Source organism: Exiguobacterium alkaliphilum, from assembly GCF_018138125.1.
GTDB classification, from domain to species: domain Bacteria; phylum Bacillota; class Bacilli; order Exiguobacteriales; family Exiguobacteriaceae; genus Exiguobacterium; species Exiguobacterium alkaliphilum.
The window spans coordinates 1487129-1513548 of the sequence record NZ_CP073101.1 but is presented as its reverse complement, the minus strand read 5'-3'; the positions used below and the strand labels follow the sequence as shown (position 1 = coordinate 1513548).

Sequence of the window (26420 nt, the reverse complement as noted above, 5' to 3'; positions counted from 1 at the left end):
GTTTATTTACGGTTATAAAACGGTGTCGGTACGCGTTCGGCTTCTATTTTTTTCCCCCGGACGTCGACGATGAAGTGCGTCTCTTCCACGAAGCGGCGATCGATCCGAGCCCAGGCGATTGATTCGTTCACGGTCGGTGGCATCGTACCCGTCGTGACGACGCCAATCGTCTCTCCGTCAAACTCGACAGTCGCGCCTTGACGGGCGATGCCTCGCCCAAGCAGCTTCAAGCCAATCATCCGGCGCGGAATATCCTCTTTTTGTTTCACGAGTGCGTCTTTCCCGATGAAGTCTGTATCGAGCTTCACCGCAAAGTTCACGTTCGCCTCGAACGGCGTGACCGTCTCGTCGAGTTCATGGCCATATAACGGTAAACATGCCTCAAATCGCAACGTGTCACGCGAACCGAGCCCACACGGTGTCACTTGCTCGTTCTCGAGCGCTGACCAAATCCGACCGATGTGTTCTGCCCGCGCATATAACTCAAAACCATCCTCGCCGGTGTAACCACTTCTAGAGACGATCGTCGACACACCAGCCACGTCTCCTGTGAGGAAACGGAAGAATTTAATCTCTGCGAGCGGTAAATCCGTCAATTTGGATAGGATTTCCTCTGCTTTTGGCCCTTGGACTGCGATTTGACCGTATGCATCCGACTCATCCGTCACAGTGACGTCCCCTTCGACGTGAGCGTTGACGTGCGCGACATCTTTTTCGATATTCGAGGCGTTGACGACGAGCCAGAACGCGTCTTCGTCTAATCGATAGACGAGCAGATCGTCGACGACACCGCCGTCAGGTAAACAAAACAAGTTGTACTGGGCTTGGCCGATTTGAAGTTTTGACACGTCATTCGTCACGAGCCGTTGGACGTTTTGTAACGCGTCAGGCCCTTCGATCCGAATTTCCCCCATGTGCGAGACGTCGAACATCCCGACATTTTCGCGGACGGCCATATGCTCTTCTTTAATCGTTGAAAACATGATCGGCATATCAAACCCCGCAAACTCCACCATTTTCGCCTTCGGTGCGATCAAGTCATACAAAGGCGTACGTTTAAGCGTAACTTTCTCCATATTATCCCCCAATCCCGAACATAAAAATAAAAACAAATGAAATATTTCGTTTCCACTATCACTCTATCAATTTTCACAGCTGCTGCCTAGCCTAAAACGACCAAAAAGAAAGAGGATGGAAAACGAAAACGTTTTCATCCTCATTATTTCATATTTTGCTCTCAGTGGAAACGGGCGAGCTTTCAATTCCTGCGGTCCGTTTGATTTCTTGTGTCAAACCGATCGATGCATCTTTCAGCTCGACCGACTCCGTCTTCACTTTGACCGATAACCGTTTCATTTCGGCGACGGACGCGTTCACCGTGTCGACGTGACGTTTAATCTCATCAATCAACTGTTGAATCACGCCAATCCGAATCTGAAAACGTTCGGTCAGGCGTTTGACGCGCCGGATGTCCCCTGCCATCTTCTTTTTGTATAGAAGAAAGCCATGTAAGCCGAGCCCGACGAGCGCGAGCCCGACGATGCCCAAATTAATCCAAATCATTCGTTCTCCTCCTTCAATCGATTTAATTGTCGAACGACGTCTTCTGTACCACGTGAGGCATCGAGGACGATATCCGCCTCCCGGTAAAGCGGTAGACGACGGTCATATAAGGCGCGTACGTTCTCTTTGCCGCCTTTGACGAGCGGGCGGCTTGAATGACGAATCCGTTCCCAACACAATTCGAACGGCAAATCTAGCGCAATGACCGTACCGTGCGCCTTCATCCATTCAATGTTTCTCGGACGCTCCACGATGCCCCCGCCGGTCATAATATACTCCGCCTTCGTCGATCGCAAAAGCTCACTCTCGAGTTCACGAAAGACAACTTCCCCGTGTTGATCAAAGAAGGACGGAATGTCCATACCGGCATGTCGTTCTAGCTGTTCGTCTAAGTCGACGACATGATTTGTTGTTTCAAGATATCGTTTTACGCTTGTTTTACCTGTACCCATAAACCCGATGATATAAAACGGCTTAATCATCGAAATAAATCACCTCTTTATGTCGCTCGCCCGTCACGAGCCGGATTTCGACTTCCGTCGTCCCGCTCCCGAGCGGTCGGCACGAGACTGTCCCGGTCGGTCTCGTTATGACGGCAGCTTTCGCCTTGCAGTTCGCTTTCGCCACGAGCAAGTGCGCTTCGAACCGGATGGCGAGAATATCACGGGACAGCCGTTCCGTACTTCGTTCAATATCAGTATACCAAAACAACGATGCGCCAAGTATCCATGTCACGACAATCAAGGAAGAGAGGAGGAAGAAGCCGCTCTCATGCACATCACGTATTTTTCCCGCTTCCCATGCCGATCGTCGAACCGGATTTGATACCCCTGCCCTACCGATTCGACACGATACTGTTCGATTCCTCTGACGAATAATAGATTCCCTCCCCCGTCCCCGACCATGACCAAGTTGCCGTTAATCTGTTTCAACGTCCACGACCACGTCGTCTCGTCCGGACGCACGTATACACCGATGAGACGGCCGTCCTTGACGGCACAATCCCGACTGTCGATGACTTTACGGACGAACAGCTGAGAAGTCGTCGTCACATTTCCTCTCGGCTGCTCATACAACGTCTCACCGAGCGAGAGCAGATGGACGAGAAGTCCGACGAACAACGGGACGAGCATGAGTACAAACGTCAGTTCTAACATCGTGTACCCGCGCTCAAAGGGTCGGCAGACATAACTCTTCAACACAGACACGTCCTCGCCCGCTCGGGTTAGCTGCATCGATCAACACCTCCCGTTGCAACGCTTCATACTGCCGGACCGTCGCTTCCAATCGTTCGATTCGTTCATTGCCGTTCACGATAAACGGGACGAGTACTCCGATCCATCCAAGTAGCAATGCCAGGCTCAGACAAATCTCCCATAGCGTGACACCTCGTTCAAAACCCCTCACTTCGAATCACCTCCGGTTCGTACGTTCCCATCCGAAACTTTAGTGTGATCGATTGGGTGCCTGAAGAAAATTTCCATTGCCCGGCATACGAAGCCGCCGTCTTCGAGAACACAATCTCGCTTGACGTCGGCAGACTGAGCACAATCCCATCTGGAACTGGGACCGTCTTAATCGACGTCAATCCGCATGTGATATGATAGCGCCGTTCTTTCACGTACCAGCGCAAGCGCGGCACGCATTTCTCGTCAGCGGCGACATAAGGATACTGGCCCACCTCCGCGATGTCGGACAAGAGCCCTTCAGTGAAGTCGATTAAAGCGAGGCGGTCAATCGAACGTACCGCCGGCATTGCCAGTAGTAGCATCGATGACAAGACGAGCAGCACCGCCGCCATCTCAATGAACGTATAGCCGTCTTGCCTCATTTTTTTGTGAGCGTGCCTGTTGCCGGCGCGTACGTATACGCCGTCGACTGACAACTGTACGTGAGTGGATCCGTCGCGCCGCCGCGTTTGATGACCGCGAGAGTCTCAGGATATGTTTTATGCTCCGCATAATAGAGGTTAATCTCTGACTCGACGATGCGGACACTCCCTTCGCAACTGACGCTGTCGGCTCGGCTCTTCCCGTCCGTCATCGACGGGACGAGCAGTAACAACAAAACAGAAATAATCAACAAGACCGCTGCCATCTCGACAAGTGTGAAACCGCGTTCCGTATCCCGATTGATCATCTTAATTCCTCCTCATAGTTGACCCATAATCAGTTGTACCGGTAAATAAATCGTATAAAACATCATCGTCACCATGACCGTTAACACACCATATAACGCCGGTTCCGCCTTGGCAATCAGTTCTTTCCAATAACTTTCCATCTCTTCAAAGACGAGTTCCCGATGGACGGCCATCATCGTACCCAGCTCCCCGCTGACGGAACCGACGCCAAACAGACTCACAACTTCGTGGTCTAAAAACGGTTCGTCCCTCGCGGCCGCTTCAAGCTCATAGCCGGCCGACATCCGGTCATGTATTCGTCTCGCAATCATCGCCACTTCGCCGTCCCCTACAGCCAACCGCTCAACGATGTGGCGCACTGACGCCTCTCCGTCCTGAAGTAGCGAAAGTTCACTGACGAACAAGTACGTGACGTATAGTCGCTGCCCCCGCTCTATGAGCGGAATGCGGATGACCCCGGCTTTTCCAAGACGATAGAGACCGGCCGCCGCAACAAGGAAACAGACGAACAAGCCCGGGAAGAACCACTTCGATAACAAAATCGCGTTCATGCCGCCCAACCGTTCGAGCTCGACCATCGTCAACAGCTTAGGAAAAATATACAGGGCGTAAATCGTGCCTAGACCAAACAACATCGTCATAATGACGAGCGGGTATCGGGCTAGCTGCTTCAACTCCTGTTCAAGGGAGGACCGCATTTCCGACAAGGCGAGCACTTGCTCGAGCCCTTCAATAAAATGGTGTCCGCGTTCCGCCGTCTCGAGCAACTCTCGCATCCGCTCGTTCGAGACGAGTGTCGCAAACACTTCGGCGAGTGACGCCCCTTCTTCGAGCGCGACACGCATGTTCGTCACGCTTTGGCGACGCTTTCCACGTTCATGCATCTCGAGCGTCTCAAACGCCTTTTTCAATCCGACACCTCGTGACTGTAACCTTAAAAATCGACGGATCGTGTTCAGTTCACACATGACTCGGGTAGTGACCATGAACATGTCATCTCCTCTCCTCGGTGAAGCACACACCAGTATCGATTGATTTCCATGTCGCCCGCTAACTCTCTGAGACGGCGTTCCCCGTCTTCAATCGTGGATGTGTGAAACGTCGCAATCGTCAGATGCCCGCTAAGCGCTGCATCATGCGCGACTTTCAATTCTTCGCTCGTCCGAACCTCGCCGATGACGATGACATCAGGGTCGGCTCGCAGCGTCTCTTTCAGAAGACTACGATGATCGAGGCCCGCCTTCGCGTTCACCTCTAATTGGATAACACCGGTAATCGGTTGTTCCGGCGGGTTCTCAATCGTGACAATCCGTCGGTGATTCATCCGCTCGAGCAAGGCGTATAACACCGTCGTCTTCCCTGCCCCGGTCGCTCCGCCAATTAAAAAGAGTCCGTGTCGCATCATCGCGAATCGCTCAAACAGCATTTGATCTTCCTTTCCCACTAGTTCATGTAAATCGAACGACACGTTCGGCATACGCCATGACATTAACGTATGCTCGAACGACGGCAAGAACGTGACTCGAATCATCGCCGTCTCCGCATTGTACATTCCAGATTGCGGGACCCGTTGATCGGTTTCCGTCAATGAACACCAGTATTTCATATGTAGCGTCAATCGTTCATACTCCGTCCTGCCTAACGTCTCGACCACGTCCAACCGCGTCCCAGACCGAAAGTGGACCGCCACATCATACTCATTCGGCATGAAATGCACATCACTTGCCCGATGCTCCCGCGCCAATTCAATCAATCGCCTCGTAACTGTACGCATTGTCCCCACCTCGCGATAAGCATAAAAAAAAAGCCCACCTGTAGGAAAGTGGACTTGTGTTATGAAACGTTAGCTGAAGTTAAATCATGGCGACGTGCGTACGTCTCGATTGACACTTTGTCATATCCGACAATGACTTCTTTACCGTCCGTCAAAATCGGACGTTTCAGCAACTTTGGATTTTCACTCATCAAGTGAAGCAACTCGCTCAATTTCAAATCATCGACGTCAACGTTCAATTGCTTGAACGCCTGGCTTCTTGTCGCTAGCAGTGATTCGACGCCGTTTTCACACAATGTGAGCAACGTCTTCAATTCATCTACCGAAGGAGTGTCACGGAAAATATGACGTTCACTCACGTTGAGTTGCTGTTCTTGCAAAAACGCCTTCGTTTTTCGACATGACGTACAACTTGGATACGTATAAAACATCAATTCATTTGCCATTATAATTGCCTCCTTATAAGTTCGGTTTCCGCTCGTACATGTTGTGTGTAAGATGATTATACAATGGTTAGACAATAATGTACAGTGTTTGTACAACTTTTTTTATTTTTTGTACAAGATTGTTCAACGTTAAGACTTCACATATTTTTCACGATTATTTTGCTCAATTCACACGTTTCCGTAGCATTTTTTTTAATGTGTTGGTAAAATAGTGAATGAGAATGGAATAATGTACGTATGGGGGGATTAACATGGCGAGAATGTACCGTGTCCTTGGATTTTGGACTGGGTTGATCGCAGCGCTTGCGTTCGTGGGCGCGCTCGGTGGAGATCAAAGCGACAGTCATTACACGAATGATTTTATCGTTATGGGTCTTGTCTTTTTGGCTCAAACTATTTTCTTCGTCGCACTCGGCTATTTGAAACTGACTGAAAAAACGTATGTCTACGTGTTTGGCGCTTATTTGACGGTCTTCTTCATCGTCTTCACGTATTGGAGTAACTTCCAAATGTAAAAAAAGATTGTCTCATGACGAGACAATCTTTTTTCGTTCATCGGCTAAAGAAAGGATTGGACGTGATTTCGGCCCCGAGTGTCGTTTTCGGGCCGTGACCTGAATAGAGTACCGTCTCTTTTGGTAACAGTTGGCGAAGCCGGTCAATCGATCCGAGCAACGTGGCCTGGTCGCCGCCATACAAATCGGTGCGCCCGACCGATTGCTTAAAGATCAAGTCGCCGCAAAACGCGATTTTGTCACTTGGAAGATAGAGTGTCACACTCCCAGGTGAATGTCCCGGCGTGTGATGCAGCTCAAACGCGAGCGCCCCAATCTCAAGTGTTTTTCCTTGATACGTTCGTTCCGCAGGTCGCATCGAAGCGGATGGCAAATGAAATTTGGCCGCCCCGTTCTTTTCGTCATCGGTTAACCACGTCCGCTCTGCTTCGTGGACGTACACGGGCACGTTAAAGCGATCGCGTAACGCATCAATGCCGCCGATATGGTCGAAATGGGCGTGGGTCAACAAGATGGCGTGTAATCCGCCGAACCGTTCGACCGCCTCAAAGAACCGACTATCATCCGTCCCCGGGTCGATGATGACGACCGTTCCGTCCTGTTCGACGACATAACCGTTCTCTTGTGCCAAGCCGGATGTGATTTTTACAACGTTCATTATGAACACCTCCGTATCCATTCTAATCGATATTGTGGCAAAATTGTAGCAGCGCCTTTCTTTGCTCGACAGCGTCACATATTTCGGATAAAATAATAGTGATATTTCAGTGAAATTTTTATGAATTTCATGACGTATAATAAAGGGGGAACTCGTCATGCATTTGTATGAGCCATTTGGATGGATCTCACTCATCGTGGCACTCGTTGCGATTTGGGGAATGGCCCGTTCATTCAAGAAGCGTCAATTCTTTCCACTCGCCTTTGCAGCCGTCACCGTGCTCGTCTTCGGATTTTTCGGTATCGCGACATTGATTTACGGTGGAATTCCAAGCTAATGAAGTACTAAAAAACGACTTCGGTCGTTTTTTTTGTACAGTAAAAGCGTCGTCCGAACGGACGACGCTTTTCTCAATCAGTTATTCGACTGTTCTTTGAAACGCAACAAATCGGAGTAAATCAAATCATCGTTCATCTGTAGAATCGACTCTGCCTCTTCGTTGACTGGTCCACAGAGCGAAGCGTCCTCGACGACTTCGCCTGTCTGCGCATCATAACATGTCGATTGCGTCCAAACGTACTCATCGGTCAACACGGTGCCGTCCCGGAAGATGGCGCGACTGTTCCGTTCTTTCGAGAACAGGTCGTTTCCGAATCCGATCAAGTCGGACGTATCCATCCCTAACAAGTGGAGAATTGTCGGTTTCATATCGACATGACTGCCGATCGTTTCATGCACTTCACCTTTTGTTTGGTCAGGTAGGTGGACGACGAACGGTACTTGTTGAAGTTTCGCCACGTCATACGGCGTCAATTCTTCTTTCCCGAGCAAGTCAGCCATCGCGGCGTTGTGGTTCGTCGAAATGCCATAATGGTCCCCGTAGACGATGAAGATCGTGTCGTCCCACATGCCGTTCGCCTTCAACTCGTCGATGAACAGCCCGAGCGCATAGTCCTGATAGGCGAGCGCCTGCGGGAAGTTGTTGAGCGTCGTCGAGTTCGTCTCGAACTTCGGCACGAGCTCATAGTCTTCGCTCGGCATCGTGTATGGGAAATGGTTCGTGAGCGTGATGAACTTTGCATAGAACGGTTGCGGAAGCTCTTCAAGGATCGGAATCGACTGTTCGAAGAAACTATCATCGAGCAGTCCCCACTCGGTCATGTCTTCTGGGTTCCCAAGGTCATAGCTCTTCTCGTCAAAGAATTCGTCGACCCCGACGTTCTTATACATATGGTCGCGGTTCCAGAACGATTTGTTGTTCGCATGGAACACGGCCGAATAATAATTATCTTCTTTGATCACTTCAGGAAGGGCCTGATATTCGTTATCGGCGTTCGTGAAGTAGACGGCTCCGCGCGGAAGTCCGTAGAGCGAATTGTCGAGGGCGAACTCGGCATCGGACGTCTTGCCTTGTCCGACCGTGTGATAATAGTTCGGCCAGAAGTGTGACTCTTCAATCAGTTTGTTCAAGTTCGGCGTGATGTACTCGCCGTTTGAAGCCTTCATGTTGTGGGTGAAGTTTTGAGCCGACTCGAATGAGACGACGATGACGTTCTTGCCCTTATACTTCCCGAACAGCTCCGGGTCCGGCGCCGCATAGTTTTGACGGGTGAACTGTTCGATTTCAGCAAGCTCCGACCCATCTGCCATCGCTTTTTGCGCCGACGTCTTCGTCTGGAGCATCGCGTCGTACACGTGGAAGTTGAACGTCCCGATGTTTTTGACGAGCAGTTCGCGGTCGAACGAGCGTGTCAAGAGCTCTGGGCGTTCCGTCTCCGCGAGCGACAAGTTGAAGAGGAACACCGCGACGGCCGCCACGAATGTGACGAGCGCACGTCGATGGGATGCCGCGTTCTGACGCGTGTTCACTTTCCAAAGGATGAACGGCAACACGAGCACATCGCCAAGGATGATCAAGTCCTTCCATTCAAGCAATGACGTGAACGATGTCGACAACGTCTCCATGTTCGACGGTTGCAAGATGACCGGCATCGTCAAGTAGTCTGTGAACTCCCGATAATAGACAGCATCCGCAAACAAGATGAACGAGGCGAACGCATAGAGCGTGAAAATCACCCATTTTTGTTTACTGCCTTTGAAGAAGAAGCTGAACGCGAACAGGAACAGCGTCGAACTAATCGGGCTGATTAGTAAAATGAAGGCTTGCGCCGTGTTTTCAATCGGAATGTTGAAGAAAAATTGGTATACGATGTACGTCTTCGTCCAAAGCAATAAAGTAAAAATCCAGAATAAATGATATTCTTGAAACGAAGCGCGGACCGTTTCATTCAGTCGCATAGTTAGCTTCGAGAAGCGTTGAGATGACTTCATCTGACGGTCTCCTCCTCTTTTCAGTTTTTAACGACCGCAGTCGTATGAGGTTCGTGTATAGTTTGTTCTCTTTTTCACGAACGGTATCAGTCCAGTATCAAGTTCAAATCTTACCCCTTTTTTAACAAAAAATCAACTCCACGATTACAAAATTTACATTACTCAATACCCGTTCCACGTAAAAAACACGCCTATGCGAGTCGCATAGGCGTGACAGTCTGACATCGAGTTAGACGCGTGTCGGCAAGAAGTGTTTCCGGGCGAGCCAGGCGCAACCGATGACACCGGCATCGTTTTCGAGTTCCGCAATTTTGAACGTCGTCGACTCATACACGCGTTCGAGCGCGAATCGTTTGAACTGGGCATCGAGCGGTTCAAGGAGTGCTTCACGCGCTTTCGAGACGCCGCCACCGATGACGATGATCTTCGGGTTGAGCGTGTTGGCGATATTCGAAATCGTCAGACCGAGGTATTCCGTCATCTCTTCGACGACTTCGGTTGCCACTTCATCGTTCGCTTTGTACGCTTCGAACACATCGCGAGCGGTCACTTCTTTCAATTCATTCAACGACGTTGTCCGATTTTTACGTTTTTGTAGCGCCAAACGCGAGACGCCCGTCGCCGAGGCGATCGTCTCGATGCATCCGGTGCGGCCACATCCACACTTGACCGCTTTCGCCGTATCACGCTCGACGGTGATATGTCCAATTTCCCCGGCCATTCCCGCTGCCCCGTGGACAATGTTTCCATTCGTGATGACACCGCCTCCGACGCCTGTACCGAGCGTGACGGCAAGGAGCTCCGACGCCCCTTCTCCGGCACCTTTCCACATCTCGCCGAGCGCGGCCGCGTTCGCATCGTTCTCGAGAACAGCCGGCAATCCGACCGCTTTCTCGAACTCGCTGACGAGCGCAAAGTTTTTCCATCCGATGTTCGGTGAATACTCGACAATCCCCTCCGAGAAGTTGATGAATCCTGGTGCCCCGATGCCGGCCCCGGCAAAGTCCTCTTTAGACTTTCCTGATTCTACAAGATAAGCATTGAAAGAAGTCGCGATATCTTTTGGAATATGTACCCCGTTCTCACGAATATCTGTCGTAATCTCCCACTTGTCCGAAATGATGCCATTCATATCAAGGACGGCCATTTTCACCGTCGTACCACCGATGTCGATTCCTAATAACCATTTCATATCCATCACTCCTCATGTCAAATAAATCGCTTTCATTCAATAGTTTACACTATCGAACCCCTTGTGCAAACATTTGCACAAGGGGTTTTTCTGTCAATCTATCGAATTTTTTAATTCATGTGTCAAAATGATCTTTGCCGTGTCATAATCGCGCTGCTCGATGATGCCACCCGCATGAAGTTCATCTAGTTCCATCATCATCAAGCTGATTTCAGCATCCCGCTCACCAATGTAAATGATGGTCCCAAATCCTTTCAAAAACTGTTGCACGTCATAGAAGTTTTTCATACATGCCCCTCCATTCGCGAGAGTACGTATCGATGCAACAGCTTACGTGTCGCCTCGAGCGAAGAAACGTGTGTCCGTTCGTAACTATGGCTCGACTCGATTCCCGGGCCGACGAGGGCGTGCCGAACGTCATGGCCGGCACTGACTGCCGCTGATGCATCCGAACCATAAAAAGGATAGACGTCGATTTTGAATGCGATGCCTTCGTCTCTGCAAATCGAAGTGAATTGGCGACGTAACTTTAAATCGTACGGACCAGACGAGTCTTTGGCACAAATCGAGACCGTATACTCGTCCGAGTGTTGACCGTCTCCAAGCGCCCCCATATCGACGGCGATATATTCGACGACATCGTCCGGAATCCCGGCGTTGCCGCCAAAGCCGACTTCCTCATAGTTCGAGATCAAGTAGTGGACCGGATGCGGCAACTCGGCGGCAACGAGGTCACGGGCCAAATCGAGCAAAATCGCCACCGATGCCTTATCGTCGAGATGACGTGACTTGATGTATCCTGTGTCCGTTTGCTTGAAACGGGGATCGAACGAGACGAAATCTCCGACTTCAATGCCGAGCGCTCGCACATCTTGCTCAGAATGAACGTCAGCATCGAGCCGGACCTCGATGTTCGAGGCAGAGCGTTCGGCGCTATTCGTATCTCGATAGACGTGGACACTCGATTGATGGACCAAAATCGTCCCTTCGACCGCTTCATTCGACTCGCGGTGCACAAGACAGTTCTCCCCTTCAATCGCCGTCCACGCATAACCGCCGACTTGCGTGAGGCGAAGGCGGCCGCTCGGTAAAATCTCTTTCACCATCGCCCCGAGTGTGTCGACGTGTGCCGTCAGCAAGCGGGCCGGGCCCACCTTTCCGTCGAACGTGGCAAGGAGCGCCCCTTTATTCAGACGTTTCGTCTTTACGTCGAGCTTCGCGAGCTGTTGCTCGACAAACTCAATCGCTTCATCGGTCATCCCCGACGGACTCGGTATTTCTACAAGTTGTTTCAACGTATCAATCATTTGATTACCCCTTTGTCATCGATAATAGCCATACAGGAAACTGGCGACAGTAAGCGCGACTGCGCTAACGAGGAACACGACGCGTCGCATGTATCGCGTCTCGTCCGGGAGACCGACGACACCCGCCATCAAGAAGCCGCCGACGAGACCGCCGGCGTGGGCGGAATGGTCGAGGCTTGCCCCGAGTACGAACGCAAGTCCTACATTCAATCCTAACATAATGAATAACGGCGGACCGAGTGTCTTCATAAAAAGTGATCGATCCCGAATCCCAAAGTAGAGCAAGGCGCCGACGAGTCCAAACAGCGCACCCGACGCACCTGCCGAGATGGCATCACTGAACGCATACGACGCCGTCGACGCGATGATGCCTGCCAACAGATAAATGATGACGAAGCGCGGCGACCCGTACATCCGTTCCACGAGCGGCCCGAGCGACCAGAGCGCGAACATGTTGATGCCGAAATGGAACCAACCGATGTGGAGGAACATTGGCGTCAGAAGACGCCACCACTCCCCTTCGTCAATCAACGGATTCACTTTCGCCCCGAATCGAATGAGCGTGTTCGGGTCGAGCGTCGACCCGACCGACTCGGCAAGCCACATGATGAAAAACGTCACAAACATAAATACATACACCGCCTGCGGCTTCCCAAACGCGAACCGTCGTTTCAATTCCGCTTTGCGCTCCTGATCAAGCGCGAGCGCGAGCGGACGATAGTCGGCCTCCCCGCTGTCTTCTGACGTGATATGCCGCTCAATCGTCACTTTCGCCGGAATCTTGAACGTGAGCGACGCGACTCGCTCTTCGTCGACGAGCGGCTCCCCATACAGATGGATGCGTAACTTACTCTTCCCTAGACGGGCAAGGCGGAACGAATTCATAATCGCCTCGATGTCCATCCCGACGTGGTTAGCCCACGCCTTATCGGTCCTTATGTACAGGTGATAGACGTCTCCCGCTTTCGTGTCAAACAAGAGTAGCGCCCGAGACGGCTCGAGGATCCCTTCGACGCGTCCCCCCGCCAACACGTTCTGATAGATGTCTTCCCAAAATGAGCTCGTCATCTGAAATCCCCTCCCTTCCCTATAATTGTAATCCAATTCTGAAGCGGCGACAAAAAGGAGACCTCCCTTATATGCCCGTCAAAAAAACAGCCGGCACGAAGCCGGCTGCACTCTCTCGTTCACTTATAGCACGGGCTGCATCGTCTTCATCAAGACGTCTGCTGAATGGTGCATCTTTTGTTTCTCTTCTTCAGACAATTCGATTTCGACGACTTGGCGCACCCCTTGGCGGTTGATGATGGCCGGGACGCCGATATGAATGTCATGTAGACCGTACTCACCGTCCAAGTAGGCCCCGACCGTGAGAAGCGTGTTCTCGTTCCGGAGCACCGCTTTGACGAGGCGAAGCAGTCCGAGACCAATCGCATAATACGTCGCGCCTTTACGCTCGATGATATGATAAGCCGCATCACGGACGTTGACATAAATATCTTCAAGGTCTTCCCATGTGTATTCGTCGTTCTCTTCAAGCAACTGCTCGACCGACTTGCCGTAGATTCGGGCGTTACTCCATGCCGCGAACTCCGTGTCCCCGTGCTCACCCATGATGTACGCGTGACAGTTGCGCGGGTCGACGTTGAAGTAATCGCCGAGCATGTAACGGAGACGTGACGTGTCGAGCACCGTGCCTGATCCGAAGACGCGATGTTTCGGAAGTCCAGAATATTTCCATGCCAAGTGGGTCATGATGTCGACCGGGTTCGATGCGATGATGATCATCCCGTCAAATCCTGATGCCATGATTTCCCCAATCATCGACTTCATGATTTTCGCGTTCTTCTCGACGAGGTCAAGACGCGTTTCACCCGGCTTTTGCGGTGCCCCTGCCGTGATTACGACGATATCTGCCGCCCCACAGTCCGCATAATCCCCGGCCCATACACGCATCGGTGAAGAAGCGAACGAGACGCCGTGATTCAAATCCATGGCTTCCCCTTCTGCTTTGGCTTTGTTAATATCGATGATTACGAGTTCTTCACAAAGGCTCGCTGTCGTCAATTGGTATGCGAAGCTCGCACCGACTGCACCGGCACCGACGAGCGCGACGCGTGTTACTTTTGCATGATTTAATGTTTCCATGTTGATTCTCCACCCTTCGAACAGTCTGTTTCATGTTTTAGTAATATCTGTTACACAAAGATTGTAACATCATTCACAAAACCTCACTACAATAGAAACCGTTTTCACTTTGGCGATATTGTGACGAAATTCACATTCGTTTGAAACATCTTCATTCACTGTACTACCCTTATCCGAAGACGAAAAAACAAATCAAGGCGGCGGCCGTAATCGAAGCGAAGTTGACCGCATCGTTCCCGAGCCATTGCCAACCTTTGATGTATTCGGTCGCTTCGCCGTGGTGCATCTGCTTCTCGGTCTGCTTTCCACATACTCGGCATTGGTACTTCCGTTGGACGGTCGCGCCGAGCAACGTATCCACGACGCTACCAATCAACCCGAGTGCGATTAACGCGAGCGTCACTTCGAAATCGATCGTCATAAACGGATAGGTCGCCAACACGATTGTGGCGGCTCCAACAATTGACATGACCGTCCCATATAGTGACACACCGCCGCTCGTCCCCGGTTCGACCGGTCGAAACGTGAGGATGGAGCGCGGCTTTCGCTTTGCGAGCACACCGAACTCAGAGCCCCACGTGTCACTCGTCGCTGCGGCAATCGAAACAATGTAGGCATAGAGCCATGCCTCATTCGACGTGTATGCCATCGCGAGCGCGGTTAACATGCCAATTCCGCCGTTTGCGAGCACTTGGACGTAGTCACGGGGACCGGATTTTTCAACGATTTCATCGACCGGCGCCTTGTCGACGGCACGATACTTCGAGGCGAGCGAAGATGTCGAGAAGAACACGCCTAGTAAATAGAGACCGAACCAGCCGAAACCATAGCCAATCACCGTCCCCGTTACGACTGTCAATACGGCACCGGATAACGTGAGCGACTTCAGCCGGTATCCGGCATAGGCGACCAAGCAGGTTACGAGAAATATGGCTAACATCGAATCAATTCCCTTTCCGACACGATCACTCCGACCGGAATGTCATGCGCTTCAATTGGTATGTCGTCTAACACTTGGACGCTGTAGGCAAGGGATAGCGTTTGGCCGGCATACGACGCCAGAAAGCGGTCGTAATATCCCCCGCCCCATCCGATTCGGTAGCCAGAGCGGTTGAACACACGCCCCGGGACGACGCATAAGTCGACGTCACCGTCGACTTGTTGGGTCGTCGGCTCTAATATCCCCATGACCCCAGGTTCGAGGTCATCATAAGACTCGATTCGATGGAACGTGAGCCCCTCTGTCGTTACTTTCGGCACGAGTACCGTTTTTCCTGCCTGCCAAGCTGCTTCAATCAATGGCCGTGTGTCGACCTCAAGTCCGAACGAGAGGGTGAGGGCAACCGCCTTCGCCTCGATCCACTCCGGTAGTCTCATCACGTTATGTACGATGGCGGCATCGGCCTCATCGCGATTAGCTAATTCAGCAATCCGAGCATGTACCGCTCGTCTGAGTGCTTGTTTCGCATCCATATCACTCGCTCCTTTCGAAAAAAAAGGCCGCCACATGAGTGACGGCCAGTCTCATTATTTCACTTCGCGATAAAGCGTGTGACGGCGGAGACGTGGGTTGTATTTGCGCAATTCGAGGCGCTCAGGGTTGTTACGTTTGTTTTTCTTCGTGATGTACGTGCGATCGCCTGTTTCTGTGCAAGCTAGTGTGATTTTAACGCGCATTTCGTTCACTCCCATCTTACTGATGTTGTATCAAGTGCTTTTGCTTTACAGTCTAAGCATACTCAATTATCCTACCAATTTTTTATTGAAAAAGCAAGGTGTTTTCACGTACTTTTTCAAACGTTCTGCTTGTACGGCGAGGCATCGAGCGACAAGCAGTTTGTGACGTTATCTTTGACCGCATAGCGCGAAGCGAGCTCATCGATTGAGACGTCGGCACCGACATAGACGGTGTCCGCCTCGGCAAGGACACTGTTCTCAATTCGATGAATCGCATCGAACAAGCCACCATGACCATGGGGATTGCGCGTCGTTTCAAATGACAACATAGTTGAGTATAACGGAACAGCCAGCGATTTCGCAAGTGAACGTGCCGCTGGAATCGTCATCCAATCAAAATGATGAACGGCTTTGAAACGGACCGCGTTAACGAGTTCATGGACGAGCTTCACGTAACCGACGTTTTGTGCGGCGACTTGATTCATCACATGCTCTAAAAACGGGCTCGTCAAGCGGACGCGATAGACGTGGACGTTGTCATGACGTTCGTACTCGAGCAACCCTTCTTTATAAGGGGTAAGGACATACATCGTTTCACCTTGTTTCGCTCGCGCCTCCACTTCTTCGACGACGCGTTGTCCGAGGCCACCGACGACGTTGCCCGTATATTCTGGAGTCAAGACGAGAATCGCGTCAGCTTCCGCCTCACGTTCTTTCGTCACATAGTAGTCGTGTGGCGAGAGGAACGTGTCGACTTCAAGGTCTTCGTCCTGCAAGAACGGATACGCACGGAAGTGTGCGTCGAGCACCTCGTCTGTCAGCTTATTCTCATAGAGGGCAGTCTCAAGTTCAGCGAAGAGGCGGGTATGTTCACGGAAACGATCCGCTGCATACTGTGCCGTCGTCTGTCCGTCCAAGATGAACGCCCAGTCGCTCGAGACGGCAAGCACATAATGCCGAATCAATTGTTTCAGCGCGCGGTCGGCGAGCGGTGACGTACCTCGATAATCGGCCACGTCTTTGACGAGTTGCGTTTCCATCATGTGAAGGTGCCGTAACATCCATTCGTTGCGCTCGTTGATCCAGACGTCCCCATAGCCTTTACGTCCCCACGTGTTCATCGATACGTGGACCGTCTCAAGGTCTTGGAAATGACGTTCGAGGAACAACGCCGGCGTGATCGTCTCAATCCCGAACTGTTCAAGCCGCTCTGCGACTTGCCCTAAAAACTCAGGTCCTTCGAACCACCAGTGCCCGAACAGCTCCGCGTCAAATGGTGCCGTGACGAGAAACGGTGGGAACGTTTGAGCACCGTGCGCCTCGAGATGCGCTTCGAGCGTCTCGGCGAAGTCGGTCGCATGGTTTGCGATTTGATGTTCCGCCCAATCACGGACGTAATAATCCTTCTCGTCTGTATCGCCGGTGATGCGATGCATCTTCAAGCCGGTATCGAACCGGATCCCTTCCGGATGCATGAACGACTGGATGTAATCCCAATCGCGGTCATAGGCGAGGTCGCGATAAAATTCACGATAGTCCGGGTGACCCGGGTATCCGATCATCGAACTCCAAATTTTACCGGAGATGATTTGGTCGCGTGGGAAGAGCGCCACCCCATGCGGTGAATAGACCGGTGCCCCGATGCCTTTGCTCGGTGTCGGGTCGGCATCAAGGAGGGCGTGTTCATCGACGAACGTATAGCGTACCCCTTCCTCGTACAAGATGCGATCGACTCCAGGCGTGTAGGCACATTCTGGCAACCAAATGCCGGTCGGACGGAATCCGTAATGACGCTCGAAGCAGTTCAGACCACTGCGAATCTCGGTTCGGGCGGCTTGGTCGGTGAACAGATGCGGGTTGAAACCATGTGTCGCCGTACACGTCACCATGTCGATGTATCCGTGCTCACGATATGTACGGAACGCCTGGTTCAAGTTTTTATCCCAATGCAGGAACGTGTTCTTCAAATCTTGGTAGCGACGCTCGTAGAAATGGAGCGTGCCGACTTCCGCCTCGCTTCGTTCCCCGGACAGTTCAAGCGCAATCAGTTCGAGCATCTCATCTAAATGGGCGACGTATCGGTCTTGGACGAGCGGGTCGGCGAGCATCTCCACGACTGGCGGTGAGATACTGACCGTCCAATTGAGCGGCCGCTTTAAGCGATCGACTTGCCATAAAATCGGGATATATGTCTCGGAGATGGCTTCGTACACCCATCTCTCTTCTAAACGGTGTTCTTCTTCATGCCGGACGTACGGAAGGTGGGCATGAAGGACGAGTGAAAAATAACCTGGTTTCATCTAAAAAGTCCTCCTTAGCGCACGAATCGGTATGCAGCGTATTTAGGTAACGTGTCGAGTAGTTCCGGTGATTCGACTTCACCGTATTGCCAACGGCGGACCGGTTCGGCGAATCGCCCGACTCCAGCCGGTTCTGCCCGAGGTGTGTCGAGCGGAGTCGAGGCCACGAGCGGTAAGAATTCGCCTTCCATCGTCCGGATGCCAAATTCGAACACGTATGTCGTGTTCGGGTCGAGCGGACGCACGAACCAGCTATTCGTCATTTCCGGCAACTCGAACGTGTATGAACGGTTCGCGTGCCCGCTCGTATAGTCGAGGAGCGTGACGTCTAAGATTCGGAACGCTTTCGGCAAGTCCTCCCACGGGCGCATGAACTGCATCGCTAGCGTCTCTTTCACAGTATCCGACACTTCCCAATAGACGTAAACCGAGTTCGGCGATTGAACGACGGCATGCATTAAGTCGACATCGTAACGGTCTGGAAGTTTCCAAAAGCCGTCAGGCGCCTGTTCGAGGAGCGGTGATTGGTGTGACGTGTCAGACTGAAGCGTTGTAGAAACTTGCTTCGTTGATTTTGATTTAGTTGCCTTCTTGCTAGATTTCATCTGTTTCTTCCCTTCGGCCTTTCGTGTCGGTGCGGCCGTAGCTGCTGTGACGTCCCCATGTTGGGCACGCCATTTTCGCCAAGCATATTGGACTTTTCCGATTGGCATGTCTAATTGTTCTGCAATCTGTTTTAACGTAAGCCCTTTTTCCTTCAAGGACACGATTTTCTCTTCCATCTATATGTGGCTCCCTTCCTAAAAAAAATGCATGTAGTTTACTATTCGTCTTTGTTCCGTGATTTCCTGCACAAAAAAAGTAAAGAACAACATGTCTGTTGTCCTTTACCACTTTTGTCACTGATTTAAATCATAATGTTTCCCTTTTTCAAGGAATATCAAATGTTCTCCGAAATTGGTGACGTGGTCACCCATCCGTTCAAGGTAGCGAGCAATGTTCGAAAACTCATAAACATCGTTCGTGCCGACCGTCATGTTCGGAAGATTACCGATGTATTGCTTGATGACTTGCAAATTCAAGTCATCAATCACCTTATCCATCTCGTTCAATTCACGGACCCGGCTCACTTCCCCTTTGCGATAAGCGCGTGTCGCGAGTTCAAGCATATCGATCAATTGTTCGGCCATCTGTTTGAGCGGTCGGATATCGAGGACGTACGGGACGTGCTCAATGCGTGTGACGGCTTTCGCGATGTTCGTCGCGTAATCCGCGATGCGCTCAAGGTCGGTCGCCGACTTCATCGTGACGATCAAGCGACGAAGATCGGTCGCGACCGGTTGTTGCTTCGCAATCAGCAGGATGGCCTCATCATTGATTTCAAGTTCGAGGTCATCGAGCTCATTGTCGTTGTCGATGACGGTCTGGGCGAGCGTGAGATCATGTTTTTCGAGTACTTCGATGGCTGTCGCCGTCTGACGCATCGTCAGATTGGCGAGCTTCACTACTTTGTCTTCTAAATCAATCAACTTCGTATCAAAAAATGTGCGATTTTGTGCCATGATTGTCTCCCCTTTTTAACCGAACCGGCCTGAGATGTAATCTTCAGTCCGCTTGTCCGTTGGATTCGAGAAGATTTTGTCGGTCGCATCAAATTCGACGACTTCCCCGTTCAAGAAGAATGCCGTCTTGTCTGACACGCGCGCCGCTTGTTGCATGTTGTGCGTAACGATGATGATTGAATACTTTTCTTTCAACTCTTGGACGAGCTCTTCGACTTTGAGTGTCGAAATCGGGTCGAGTGCCGACGTTGGTTCGTCCATGAGGATGACGTCCGGTTCAATCGCGAGTGTCCGGGCAATACAGAGACGCTGTTGCTGACCGCCTGAGAGACCGTAGGCGTTCTCGTTCAAGCGATCCTTCACTTCGTCCCAAATCGCTGCTCCTCGGAGCGAACGTTCGACAATCTCATCGAGTACTTTCTTGTTTTTGATGCCGTGTGTCCGTGGCCCGTAAGCGACGTTGTCATAGACCGACTTCGGGAACGGGTTCGGCTGTTGGAACACCATTCCGACCGATGTACGGAGGTCTTCGACCCGATAGTCGCGATCGAAGATGTTGCGGCCATGATATAGAATCTCCCCGTTCGTCCGAACAGACGGGATGAGCTCGACCATCCGGTTCAACGTTTTAATGAACGTCGATTTCCCGCAACCGGACGGGCCGATGATGGCCGTCACTTCATTCTTTTTAATGTCTAGGTTGACGTCGATTAACGCTTGGTCGTCCCCATACCATAAGTTGAGGTTATTCACGACGTAGGCGCTGTCCTTTTGCATCACCGTCTCAGTCGGTTGAATCGTCGTAGTGTTCACGTTGTGAGCTCCTTTTTGTTCTTTTTGTTTCATCATCTCGAGAGTCCTCCTCGTTACTGCTTCGACATCAATGTCGGTTCGTATACTTGTTCCGGATATAGATTGCGGCCGAGTTCATCGTGATGAGCACGGTCATCAAGACGATGATTCCGGCTGCGGCCAAGTTTTGGAATTCAGCTTGCGGACGGCTCGTCCAGTTATAGATTTGAATCGGCAGTGCCGTGAAGTCAGAGAAAATATTGTTCGGTGTCGTTGAAATGAACGTCGCCGCCCCAATCATGATCAGCGGTGCCGTCTCACCGATTGCACGGGACACGGCCAAAATGATACCGGTGATGATCCCCGGGAGTGCCGACGGCAACACGACGTTGAACGTCGTTTGCCACTTCGAGGCACCGAGCGCGAGCGAGGCGTGACGTAGTTCCATCTTGACGGAACGTAGCGCTTCTTGCGACGCGACGATGACGATCGGTAAACTCATCAGCCCGAGCGTCAACGCCCCGGTCAAGACCGAGTTCCCAAAGCCCGCCGTCCGGACAAAGAACGTGAGACCGAGCAAACCGAAGACGATTGACGGGACACCGGCCAAGTTCGAGATGTTCACTTCGATGAACGACGTGACCCGATTTTTAGGGGCGTATTCTTCTAGATAAATCGCTGCACCGACCCCGACGATGAACACCATCGGTACGATGAGCATCATGAGCCAAAGCGTACCAATCAACGCCGGGTAGAGGCCGGCCTGGGCCGCACGGCGTGACGGGAAGTTCCGTAGGAAGTCGAGGTTGACCCAACCGCCACCTTTTGTCACGACGTCATAGATGAGCGTCGACAAGACGAGTAAGGCGAACACGAGACCCGCCAAAAATACATATTTAAAAATCTCATTTAATCGTAACCGACTCTTGATGCGACGGGAAACCGTCTCATGGTCGATATAGTTCTTTCCATTCTTGAACTCACTGTTCGGCAATGCCATATTAGTACTCCTCTCTGAAGCGGCGCGTCACCCAGTTGGCGAACAAGTTCATCACGAGCGTGAAGACGAACAATAACGCACCGACCGCATAGATACTGTAATATTCAATCGTGCCATATCCGGCGTCACCTTTGGCGATTTGAACGATATAGGCGGTCATCGTTTGAATCGCGTTGAGCGGGTTGAACTCGAAGTTCGGCTGCGATCCACCGGCGATTGTTACGATCATCGTTTCTCCGATGGCACGGCTCATACCGAGCACGATCGAGGCGATGATACCTGAGAGGGCGGCTGGCATGACGATTTTTACGGCCACTTCAAGTCGCGTCGCACCGAGTCCGAGCGCACCGTCACGAATCTTTTTCGGTACGGCGCTCATCGCGTCTTCCGAAATCGAGGCAATCATCGGGATAATCATGATTCCGACGACAATCCCTGGGCTGAGGGCGTTATAAATCTTTAAGCCCGGGATGAGCGCCTGCAAGATTGGCGTGACGAATGACAAGGCGAAAAATCCAAAGACGATGGTCGGAACCCCTGCGAGTACTTCAAGGATTGGCTTTAAAATCGTACGGGCTCGCTCGGAAGCATATTCGCTTAAATAAACCGCAGAAGCAAGGCCGAGCGGTACCGCGACGATCATCGCAATGACGGTGATCTTCAACGTACCGGCGACGAGCGCCCAGACGCCAAAGCGTGGATCGGCACTTAGCGGATACCATTCGGTCGACCCGAGGAACTCGCTGACCGGGACACGTTCGAAAAACTTGAACAGTTCAAATCCGAGCGTCAAGGCGATGCCGATGGTCGTAATGACCGACACGAATGCGCTCAAGAATAGTAAGAACGGCATGACTTTATCAAAAACGTTCGTCGTACTGTATTTTTTTTGTTTATTGGATTCGATCATCTCTCGAATCGAAAAATCTTTGTTTGGTTGATTCATCTCGTGTATCGCTCCCTACCTCTTCATACTAGAAAGCACGGCGAGAAGGCGAGATCGACTCTCGCCTTCCACCGATTGCCTACTTATTCTCCGGCGAGCTCGTCGATGATACCGGCGTTCTCGTCGTAACGTGCCTGTTCCATTCCGACGTAGCCAACTTCTTCCGACAACTCGGCCGCGTTCTCGTTCAAGAATCGTGCGAACGCTGCAACTTGTGGTTTTTCGTTCAATGACGCGTTGTTAACGTACGTGTAAATCTCACGTGAGAGCGGGTAAGACAAGTCGTTGATTGTCTCTTGGTTCGGCTCTACCCCTTCGACCGCCAACGCGCGAAGCGTGCCTTCGTTCTCGATGTAGTACGCGTAACCGAAGAACCCGATTGCACCTTTCGTTCCAGCTACCCCAGTGACGAGGACGTTATCATCTTCTGACAACTGTGCGTCTTGACGGATGTCTGTGTCGTCAAGCACCGCTTCGTTAAAGAAGTCGAACGTTCCAGAATCTTTACCTGGTGCGAAGAATGTGATTTCTTCATCCGGCCAGTCCGAACGAACGTCTTGCCACGTCTTCACATTCGTGTCTGTCCACATTTTGTTTAACTCATCGATTGTGATGTCTTGTGCCCAGTCGTTCTCAGGGTTGACGACGAGTGAAAGTCCATCAAGTGCGACCGATAGTTGTGTAAACTCCACGCCGTTCGCTTCCGCTTCCGCCGCTTCTTCTTCTTTGATTTCACGTGATGCGTTCGAGAAGTCTGTCTCGCCTGTTACGAAGCGTTTGAATCCGCCACCCGTCCCAGACACACCGACCGTCACTTCAACGTCTGGTTGCTCTGCCGAGAATTCTTCAGCGACAGCTTCCATGATCGGGAATACGGTTGACGATCCGTCCATGACGACTTTTCCTGAAAGTGCGTCACCTTCGGCTGCGCCATTTCCTTCTTCATTGTTCCCACATGCTGCACCTACAAGTGCCACCGAAGTGATTGAAGCGAGTAGTGCCGATTTTTTCATCCAAGACATTTCTGACGTCCTCCTTGAGTTTCCTTTGAATTTGGTTGTAGCTCTGTTGTTCTGTCCTACAATTAACATCCTAATAAACTACTATTAACGAGAAATGAACGGAACGTAAAAGAATTGTAAAGACAAAAAAAGAAGCCACCGAAGTGGCTCCTTTACTGGAGTTGCGCTTGTACATCTTCAAGATTGAAATAGGCCTTCATGATATCGTGGGCGACGCGCGTGTTGACGCCTTCCCCTTCAAGACCTGGCATGATGATGGCCCAAGCGATTTCAGGATTATCGTACGGGGCCCACCCGACATGGTTCGAGTTGAACGTCTTAATCGGTTCTCCGTTCGCATTCCGTTTCGCCTGTCCATCCGGTCCTTCGGCGATGGCTTGCGCCGTCCCGGTCTTTCCGGCCGCCGTCATCCCCGTCTGCTGCAGGATACGCGACGTACCGCTCTCGACACCTTGGCGATACCCTTGACGCACACGTTCGATATATTCGTCTCGAACGTTGACTTTGTTGAGCGCGTTCGGTTGGAACGTGCTGACGACTTGCTTGTTCGCTTCATCGAGCGATCCCGGCTCGATAATTTCTTTCAACAAGTGCGGTTGAACCCGATAGCCGCCATTTGCAAGCGCTGACGTGTACTGGGCCAACTGAATCGGTGTGTACGAGATGTACTGCCCGATCGACATATCCATCAGGAGCGTGACACGGTCCGGCACACTTCTGAAACCAGTCGACTCGAACGGCAAGTCAATTCCAGTCTCGATACCGAGACCGAACTGTTTATAATAGTGTTCCATCGTGTTAAACGCCTGCGTGACGTTGTCTCCGACGATTTGTCCCGTCGAATAGTAGTCCGCGAGACGAAGAGCGATTTGGAACATGTAGATGTTCGACGACAAGGCGAGCGCGTCGAGGTCGTTAATGTTCCCCATGTTACGATATGAAGATTTTAACGACGACCCAATCCGAATCGGGGTGTCATAAATGTATTCGCCTGGGCGAATGACCCCTTCTTCGAGACCGAACGCGACGGTCGCGCCTTTAATCGTTGAACCGATTTGGCTCGCGCGGAGCACGGTACCTGTCGAGACATCTTTGAATTCATTCGTCTCTAAGTCGAGTTCTTGTCCGGACAAGGCAAGCAGTTCACCCGTCTGCGGATTCATTACGACGACAAAGGCACGATCGAAGTTCGGACTTCCTGAACGGCCTGCCCGAATCGCTTTCTTCAAAATCTCATCGACTTCCTTTTGGAACTCGATGTCAGTCGACAAGACGATGTCTTTTCCGGGATTCCCGCTCACGCGCGTCGGCTCTCCGACAGGTTGCCCTTTATACGTCGTGAAGACGTCATAGGCCGGCGTCCCGCGCAACACGTCTTCGTACTGTTGCTCGAGATAAGACGTCCCAACCCGATCGTTCAAGCCATACCCTCTCGCTTGATACGAGGCCCGCTGCTCAGCAGGGATTTGACGATAACTCCCAAGGAAACTTTGGAACGTCTGTCCGAACGGATATTCCCGCTCGTAATACGGTTCGACGCTGACACCAGGCAACAGTTCCAAGTTCTCTTCAATCAAGGCCATCTCTTTCGGTGAGGCCCCGACTTTAATCAGCTGCGGGTCGAGAGCGTAGCCCGACTCCATGTTATGTTTGATGGCGATAATCTCTTCTGTCGCATCATCAAACGTAATCTCTTCATCCGTGATTGAATCGAGCAATAATTGGTCGACGTCCTGATTCGATAACGCCGCCCGCTCTTCCTCGGACAAGTCGGCGAGTAGCGTTTGGACTCGTTCCTGGGACCGCTCTGGATCGATGGCGATCCAATAATCCTTGCGGTCACGCTCTGTCACTTTGCGATCTTTTTCGGGTACGTCCAAAATCTCTGCAAGTTTGAGGGCGACATCGAGCCGTTCATCCGCTTTCGTCACTTGCGAGCGACGATACATGACGGAGTAGTTCGAAATCGTATCCGCGAGCACTTGCCCGTTTCGATCATAAATCTTTCCGCGCGGCACCTCGTATTTGATTTTACTCGATTCCGTCTTCTGGACTTCACGGGCAATCAATTCCCCGTTGACGATTTGGACGACGCCTAATCGGAAGATGAGTGTCGCGAACAAGATGAATACGATAAAGAATAGTAAATTCAAGCGTAACGGAAGGTGGTTGCGCCGTTTTTTCGGTACGTTCACGCGGTTTCTGGCCAATTCCGTTGTCTCCTTCCTCAATCAATTTCTTCTATAAGTATAGGTGCTGTGTTAACTTCTATTTTCGACTCGTTTTTCACTATATCATAATTTGTTTACAAAATAATTAAATGTATAAAAAATCCCGAGATTCGACAGAATCTCGGGAAATCTGGTTATTTCGCGTCTGCGTAGAGCTTCGCCACATAATCCCAGTCGATGACGTGGAAGAATGCTTGGATGTAATCTGGACGACGGTTTTGGTAGTTTAAGTAGTACGCGTGCTCCCAAACGTCGAGTCCGAGAATCGGCTGAACGCCTTCCATGATCGGTGAATCTTGGTTCGGTGTCGATGTGACTTCGAGCTTGCCGTTTTTCACGACGAGCCAAGCCCAGCCTGACCCGAAGCGACCAGCTGCCGCTTTCGCGAACTCATCTTTAAACGCGTCGAAGCTGCCGAACGCTTCGTCGATTGCTGACGCGAGTTCGCCAGATGGCGCCCCGTTCTCATTTTTCTTGAGCAATTTCCAGAAGAACGAGTGGTTCCAATGTCCGCCACCGTTGTTGCGGACGGCCGTTTGAATGTCAGCAGGAAGTGAATCGAGGTTTTGAAGCAATTCTTCGAGTGAAGAATACTCCACGTCTTTTCCTTCGAGTGCATTGTTTACGTTCGTGACATACGTGTTGTGGTGCTTCGAGTGGTGGATTTCCATCGTGCGTGCGTCAATGTGTGGTTCGAGTGCATCGTATGCGTAATCAAGTTGTGGTAATTCAAATTTAGCCATAACTAAAATCCCCCTTAAATTTGGTGTGAACAACGTTCGTTCTAAATGTAACAGATTTGTGACGGCATTCTCA

At 51.3% G+C, this 26420-nt stretch carries 32 protein-coding genes; 2 read left to right on the top strand and 30 right to left on the bottom strand.

Annotated elements, in window-relative coordinates:
• Positions 1-2: 2 nt before the first annotated feature.
• The 11 genes from gcvT to KB235_RS07720 form a co-directional block, all read right to left on the bottom strand.
• A complete protein-coding gene (gene gcvT / locus KB235_RS07770; RefSeq protein ID WP_211779300.1) occupies positions 3-1076 on the bottom strand; it encodes a glycine cleavage system aminomethyltransferase GcvT in 1074 nt (357 codons plus the stop codon).
• A gap of 148 nt (positions 1077-1224) precedes the next feature.
• Positions 1225-1563: a hypothetical protein gene (locus tag KB235_RS07765; protein WP_211779299.1), complete on the bottom strand. Its 339-nt coding sequence runs from the start codon at positions 1561-1563 to the stop codon at positions 1225-1227.
• Positions 1560-2045 (bottom strand): shikimate kinase, encoded by a 486-nt coding sequence (locus KB235_RS07760; RefSeq protein ID WP_246514141.1) that lies wholly within the window; start codon positions 2043-2045, stop codon positions 1560-1562. Before KB235_RS07760 ends, KB235_RS07765 begins: the two co-directional genes overlap by 4 nt.
• Positions 2038-2274, bottom strand: coding sequence for a hypothetical protein (locus tag KB235_RS07755; protein WP_211779298.1), 237 nt, complete (start codon positions 2272-2274; stop codon positions 2038-2040). The genes KB235_RS07760 and KB235_RS07755 overlap by 8 nt, the downstream gene beginning before the upstream one ends.
• Before the next feature lie 29 nt (positions 2275-2303).
• On the bottom strand, positions 2304-2798 hold the full coding sequence (locus tag KB235_RS07750) for a hypothetical protein (protein WP_156028828.1): 495 nt from the start codon (positions 2796-2798) through the stop codon (positions 2304-2306).
• On the bottom strand, positions 2734-2970 hold the full coding sequence (locus KB235_RS07745) for a hypothetical protein (protein WP_034818095.1): 237 nt from the start codon (positions 2968-2970) through the stop codon (positions 2734-2736). The genes KB235_RS07750 and KB235_RS07745 overlap by 65 nt, the downstream gene beginning before the upstream one ends.
• On the bottom strand, positions 2957-3394 hold the full coding sequence (locus KB235_RS07740) for a prepilin-type N-terminal cleavage/methylation domain-containing protein (RefSeq protein WP_034805905.1): 438 nt from the start codon (positions 3392-3394) through the stop codon (positions 2957-2959). The genes KB235_RS07745 and KB235_RS07740 overlap by 14 nt, the downstream gene beginning before the upstream one ends.
• A complete protein-coding gene (locus KB235_RS07735; RefSeq protein ID WP_034805903.1) occupies positions 3391-3702 on the bottom strand; it encodes a prepilin-type N-terminal cleavage/methylation domain-containing protein in 312 nt (103 codons plus the stop codon). Before KB235_RS07735 ends, KB235_RS07740 begins: the two co-directional genes overlap by 4 nt.
• A 12-nt stretch (positions 3703-3714) precedes the next feature.
• Entirely contained in the window at positions 3715-4689 is a 975-nt protein-coding gene (locus KB235_RS07730; RefSeq protein WP_211779297.1) for a type II secretion system F family protein, read from the bottom strand.
• Complete coding sequence (locus tag KB235_RS07725; protein ID WP_211779296.1) at positions 4659-5477, bottom strand: ATPase, T2SS/T4P/T4SS family; 819 nt, start codon at positions 5475-5477, stop codon at positions 4659-4661. The genes KB235_RS07730 and KB235_RS07725 overlap by 31 nt, the downstream gene beginning before the upstream one ends.
• Positions 5478-5536: 59 nt before the next feature.
• Complete coding sequence (locus tag KB235_RS07720) at positions 5537-5923, bottom strand: Spx/MgsR family RNA polymerase-binding regulatory protein (protein WP_211779295.1); 387 nt, start codon at positions 5921-5923, stop codon at positions 5537-5539.
• 251 nt (positions 5924-6174) lie between these two features.
• Here KB235_RS07720 and KB235_RS07715 point away from each other — a divergent pair, with 251 nt between their 5' ends.
• Positions 6175-6438: a DUF2626 domain-containing protein gene (locus KB235_RS07715; protein WP_034805897.1), complete on the top strand. Its 264-nt coding sequence runs from the start codon at positions 6175-6177 to the stop codon at positions 6436-6438.
• Positions 6439-6475: 37 nt separating this feature from the next.
• On the opposite strand, the gene KB235_RS07710 is transcribed toward KB235_RS07715, so the two are convergent.
• Complete coding sequence (locus tag KB235_RS07710; protein ID WP_034805894.1) at positions 6476-7096, bottom strand: MBL fold metallo-hydrolase; 621 nt, start codon at positions 7094-7096, stop codon at positions 6476-6478.
• Between the two features lie 157 nt (positions 7097-7253).
• Between KB235_RS07710 and KB235_RS07705 the strand changes: the two genes are divergently transcribed.
• Positions 7254-7433: a DUF2759 domain-containing protein gene (locus KB235_RS07705; RefSeq protein WP_034805892.1), complete on the top strand. Its 180-nt coding sequence runs from the start codon at positions 7254-7256 to the stop codon at positions 7431-7433.
• A gap of 77 nt (positions 7434-7510) precedes the next feature.
• On the opposite strand, the gene KB235_RS07700 is transcribed toward KB235_RS07705, so the two are convergent.
• The 18 genes from KB235_RS07700 to KB235_RS07615 all read right to left on the bottom strand — a co-directional run bounded on the left by KB235_RS07700 (position 7511) and on the right by KB235_RS07615 (position 26347).
• Positions 7511-9427, bottom strand: coding sequence for an LTA synthase family protein (locus tag KB235_RS07700; RefSeq protein ID WP_211779294.1), 1917 nt, complete (start codon positions 9425-9427; stop codon positions 7511-7513).
• 229 nt (positions 9428-9656) lie between these two features.
• A complete protein-coding gene (locus KB235_RS07695) occupies positions 9657-10625 on the bottom strand; it encodes an ROK family glucokinase (RefSeq protein ID WP_034818091.1) in 969 nt (322 codons plus the stop codon).
• 87 nt (positions 10626-10712) lie between these two features.
• Positions 10713-10907 (bottom strand): YqgQ family protein, encoded by a 195-nt coding sequence (locus KB235_RS07690; protein ID WP_034805884.1) that lies wholly within the window; start codon positions 10905-10907, stop codon positions 10713-10715.
• Positions 10904-11926 (bottom strand): M42 family metallopeptidase, encoded by a 1023-nt coding sequence (locus KB235_RS07685; protein ID WP_211779293.1) that lies wholly within the window; start codon positions 11924-11926, stop codon positions 10904-10906. The genes KB235_RS07690 and KB235_RS07685 overlap by 4 nt, the downstream gene beginning before the upstream one ends.
• A 15-nt stretch (positions 11927-11941) precedes the next feature.
• Positions 11942-12994 carry a rhomboid family intramembrane serine protease gene (locus KB235_RS07680; protein ID WP_211779292.1) on the bottom strand — a complete coding sequence of 351 codons (1053 nt, stop codon included), beginning with the start codon at positions 12992-12994 and terminating at the stop codon, positions 11942-11944.
• Between the two features lie 123 nt (positions 12995-13117).
• Positions 13118-14074: an L-lactate dehydrogenase gene (locus KB235_RS07675; protein ID WP_034818087.1), complete on the bottom strand. Its 957-nt coding sequence runs from the start codon at positions 14072-14074 to the stop codon at positions 13118-13120.
• 169 nt (positions 14075-14243) lie between these two features.
• A complete protein-coding gene (locus KB235_RS07670; RefSeq protein WP_211779291.1) occupies positions 14244-15014 on the bottom strand; it encodes a DUF92 domain-containing protein in 771 nt (256 codons plus the stop codon).
• On the bottom strand, positions 15008-15547 hold the full coding sequence (locus KB235_RS07665) for a 5-formyltetrahydrofolate cyclo-ligase (protein ID WP_034805870.1): 540 nt from the start codon (positions 15545-15547) through the stop codon (positions 15008-15010). Before KB235_RS07665 ends, KB235_RS07670 begins: the two co-directional genes overlap by 7 nt.
• Before the next feature lie 54 nt (positions 15548-15601).
• Positions 15602-15766: a 50S ribosomal protein L33 gene (rpmG, locus tag KB235_RS07660; RefSeq protein WP_255344260.1), complete on the bottom strand. Its 165-nt coding sequence runs from the start codon at positions 15764-15766 to the stop codon at positions 15602-15604.
• A gap of 101 nt (positions 15767-15867) precedes the next feature.
• Positions 15868-18051 carry a 1,4-alpha-glucan branching protein domain-containing protein gene (locus tag KB235_RS07655; protein WP_034818084.1) on the bottom strand — a complete coding sequence of 728 codons (2184 nt, stop codon included), beginning with the start codon at positions 18049-18051 and terminating at the stop codon, positions 15868-15870.
• Between the two features lie 14 nt (positions 18052-18065).
• Positions 18066-18833, bottom strand: coding sequence for a DUF4912 domain-containing protein (locus tag KB235_RS07650; protein WP_034818083.1), 768 nt, complete (start codon positions 18831-18833; stop codon positions 18066-18068).
• 117 nt (positions 18834-18950) lie between these two features.
• On the bottom strand, positions 18951-19613 hold the full coding sequence (gene phoU / locus KB235_RS07645; protein ID WP_211779290.1) for a phosphate signaling complex protein PhoU: 663 nt from the start codon (positions 19611-19613) through the stop codon (positions 18951-18953).
• 15 nt (positions 19614-19628) lie between these two features.
• On the bottom strand, positions 19629-20390 hold the full coding sequence (gene pstB, locus KB235_RS07640) for a phosphate ABC transporter ATP-binding protein PstB (RefSeq protein WP_051690389.1): 762 nt from the start codon (positions 20388-20390) through the stop codon (positions 19629-19631).
• Positions 20391-20493: 103 nt separating this feature from the next.
• Positions 20494-21405, bottom strand: a complete 912-nt coding sequence (gene pstA, locus KB235_RS07635; protein ID WP_034818081.1) for a phosphate ABC transporter permease PstA — start codon at positions 21403-21405, stop codon at positions 20494-20496.
• A 1-nt stretch (position 21406) separates the two neighbouring features.
• Positions 21407-22351 (bottom strand): phosphate ABC transporter permease subunit PstC, encoded by a 945-nt coding sequence (gene pstC / locus KB235_RS07630; protein WP_211779289.1) that lies wholly within the window; start codon positions 22349-22351, stop codon positions 21407-21409.
• A gap of 83 nt (positions 22352-22434) precedes the next feature.
• Positions 22435-23373 carry a PstS family phosphate ABC transporter substrate-binding protein gene (locus tag KB235_RS07625; RefSeq protein WP_034818080.1) on the bottom strand — a complete coding sequence of 313 codons (939 nt, stop codon included), beginning with the start codon at positions 23371-23373 and terminating at the stop codon, positions 22435-22437.
• Positions 23374-23525: 152 nt separating this feature from the next.
• Positions 23526-25583: a peptidoglycan D,D-transpeptidase FtsI family protein gene (locus KB235_RS07620; protein ID WP_034818079.1), complete on the bottom strand. Its 2058-nt coding sequence runs from the start codon at positions 25581-25583 to the stop codon at positions 23526-23528.
• A gap of 155 nt (positions 25584-25738) precedes the next feature.
• A complete protein-coding gene (locus KB235_RS07615; RefSeq protein ID WP_034818078.1) occupies positions 25739-26347 on the bottom strand; it encodes a superoxide dismutase in 609 nt (202 codons plus the stop codon).
• Positions 26348-26420: the final 73 nt, after the last annotated feature.

What these genes read in the sequence shown, in the direction of transcription:
- gcvT (WP_211779300.1), bottom strand. Translation starts at nt 1,076, where the DNA reads ATGGAGAAAGTTACGCTTAAACGTACGCCTTTGTATGACTTGATCGCA.
- KB235_RS07765 (WP_211779299.1), bottom strand. Translation starts at nt 1,563, where the DNA reads ATGATTTGGATTAATTTGGGCATCGTCGGGCTCGCGCTCGTCGGGCTC.
- KB235_RS07760 (WP_246514141.1), bottom strand. Translation starts at nt 2,045, where the DNA reads ATGATTAAGCCGTTTTATATCATCGGGTTTATGGGTACAGGTAAAACA.
- KB235_RS07750 (WP_156028828.1), bottom strand. Translation starts at nt 2,798, where the DNA reads ATGCAGCTAACCCGAGCGGGCGAGGACGTGTCTGTGTTGAAGAGTTAT.
- KB235_RS07740 (WP_034805905.1), bottom strand. Translation starts at nt 3,394, where the DNA reads ATGAGGCAAGACGGCTATACGTTCATTGAGATGGCGGCGGTGCTGCTC.
- KB235_RS07735 (WP_034805903.1), bottom strand. Translation starts at nt 3,702, where the DNA reads ATGATCAATCGGGATACGGAACGCGGTTTCACACTTGTCGAGATGGCA.
- KB235_RS07730 (WP_211779297.1), bottom strand. Translation starts at nt 4,689, where the DNA reads ATGGTCACTACCCGAGTCATGTGTGAACTGAACACGATCCGTCGATTT.
- KB235_RS07725 (WP_211779296.1), bottom strand. Translation starts at nt 5,477, where the DNA reads ATGCGTACAGTTACGAGGCGATTGATTGAATTGGCGCGGGAGCATCGG.
- KB235_RS07720 (WP_211779295.1), bottom strand. Translation starts at nt 5,923, where the DNA reads ATGGCAAATGAATTGATGTTTTATACGTATCCAAGTTGTACGTCATGT.
- KB235_RS07715 (WP_034805897.1), top strand. Translation starts at nt 6,175, where the DNA reads ATGGCGAGAATGTACCGTGTCCTTGGATTTTGGACTGGGTTGATCGCA.
- KB235_RS07710 (WP_034805894.1), bottom strand. Translation starts at nt 7,096, where the DNA reads ATGAACGTTGTAAAAATCACATCCGGCTTGGCACAAGAGAACGGTTAT.
- KB235_RS07705 (WP_034805892.1), top strand. Translation starts at nt 7,254, where the DNA reads ATGCATTTGTATGAGCCATTTGGATGGATCTCACTCATCGTGGCACTC.
- KB235_RS07700 (WP_211779294.1), bottom strand. Translation starts at nt 9,427, where the DNA reads ATGAAGTCATCTCAACGCTTCTCGAAGCTAACTATGCGACTGAATGAA.
- KB235_RS07695 (WP_034818091.1), bottom strand. Translation starts at nt 10,625, where the DNA reads ATGGATATGAAATGGTTATTAGGAATCGACATCGGTGGTACGACGGTG.
- KB235_RS07690 (WP_034805884.1), bottom strand. Translation starts at nt 10,907, where the DNA reads ATGAAAAACTTCTATGACGTGCAACAGTTTTTGAAAGGATTTGGGACC.
- KB235_RS07685 (WP_211779293.1), bottom strand. Translation starts at nt 11,926, where the DNA reads ATGATTGATACGTTGAAACAACTTGTAGAAATACCGAGTCCGTCGGGG.
- KB235_RS07680 (WP_211779292.1), bottom strand. Translation starts at nt 12,994, where the DNA reads ATGACGAGCTCATTTTGGGAAGACATCTATCAGAACGTGTTGGCGGGG.
- KB235_RS07675 (WP_034818087.1), bottom strand. Translation starts at nt 14,074, where the DNA reads ATGGAAACATTAAATCATGCAAAAGTAACACGCGTCGCGCTCGTCGGT.
- KB235_RS07670 (WP_211779291.1), bottom strand. Translation starts at nt 15,014, where the DNA reads ATGTTAGCCATATTTCTCGTAACCTGCTTGGTCGCCTATGCCGGATAC.
- KB235_RS07665 (WP_034805870.1), bottom strand. Translation starts at nt 15,547, where the DNA reads ATGGATGCGAAACAAGCACTCAGACGAGCGGTACATGCTCGGATTGCT.
- rpmG (WP_255344260.1), bottom strand. Translation starts at nt 15,766, where the DNA reads ATGGGAGTGAACGAAATGCGCGTTAAAATCACACTAGCTTGCACAGAA.
- KB235_RS07655 (WP_034818084.1), bottom strand. Translation starts at nt 18,051, where the DNA reads ATGAAACCAGGTTATTTTTCACTCGTCCTTCATGCCCACCTTCCGTAC.
- KB235_RS07650 (WP_034818083.1), bottom strand. Translation starts at nt 18,833, where the DNA reads ATGGAAGAGAAAATCGTGTCCTTGAAGGAAAAAGGGCTTACGTTAAAA.
- phoU (WP_211779290.1), bottom strand. Translation starts at nt 19,613, where the DNA reads ATGGCACAAAATCGCACATTTTTTGATACGAAGTTGATTGATTTAGAA.
- pstB (WP_051690389.1), bottom strand. Translation starts at nt 20,390, where the DNA reads ATGCAAAAGGACAGCGCCTACGTCGTGAATAACCTCAACTTATGGTAT.
- pstA (WP_034818081.1), bottom strand. Translation starts at nt 21,405, where the DNA reads ATGGCATTGCCGAACAGTGAGTTCAAGAATGGAAAGAACTATATCGAC.
- pstC (WP_211779289.1), bottom strand. Translation starts at nt 22,351, where the DNA reads ATGAATCAACCAAACAAAGATTTTTCGATTCGAGAGATGATCGAATCC.
- KB235_RS07625 (WP_034818080.1), bottom strand. Translation starts at nt 23,373, where the DNA reads ATGTCTTGGATGAAAAAATCGGCACTACTCGCTTCAATCACTTCGGTG.
- KB235_RS07615 (WP_034818078.1), bottom strand. Translation starts at nt 26,347, where the DNA reads ATGGCTAAATTTGAATTACCACAACTTGATTACGCATACGATGCACTC.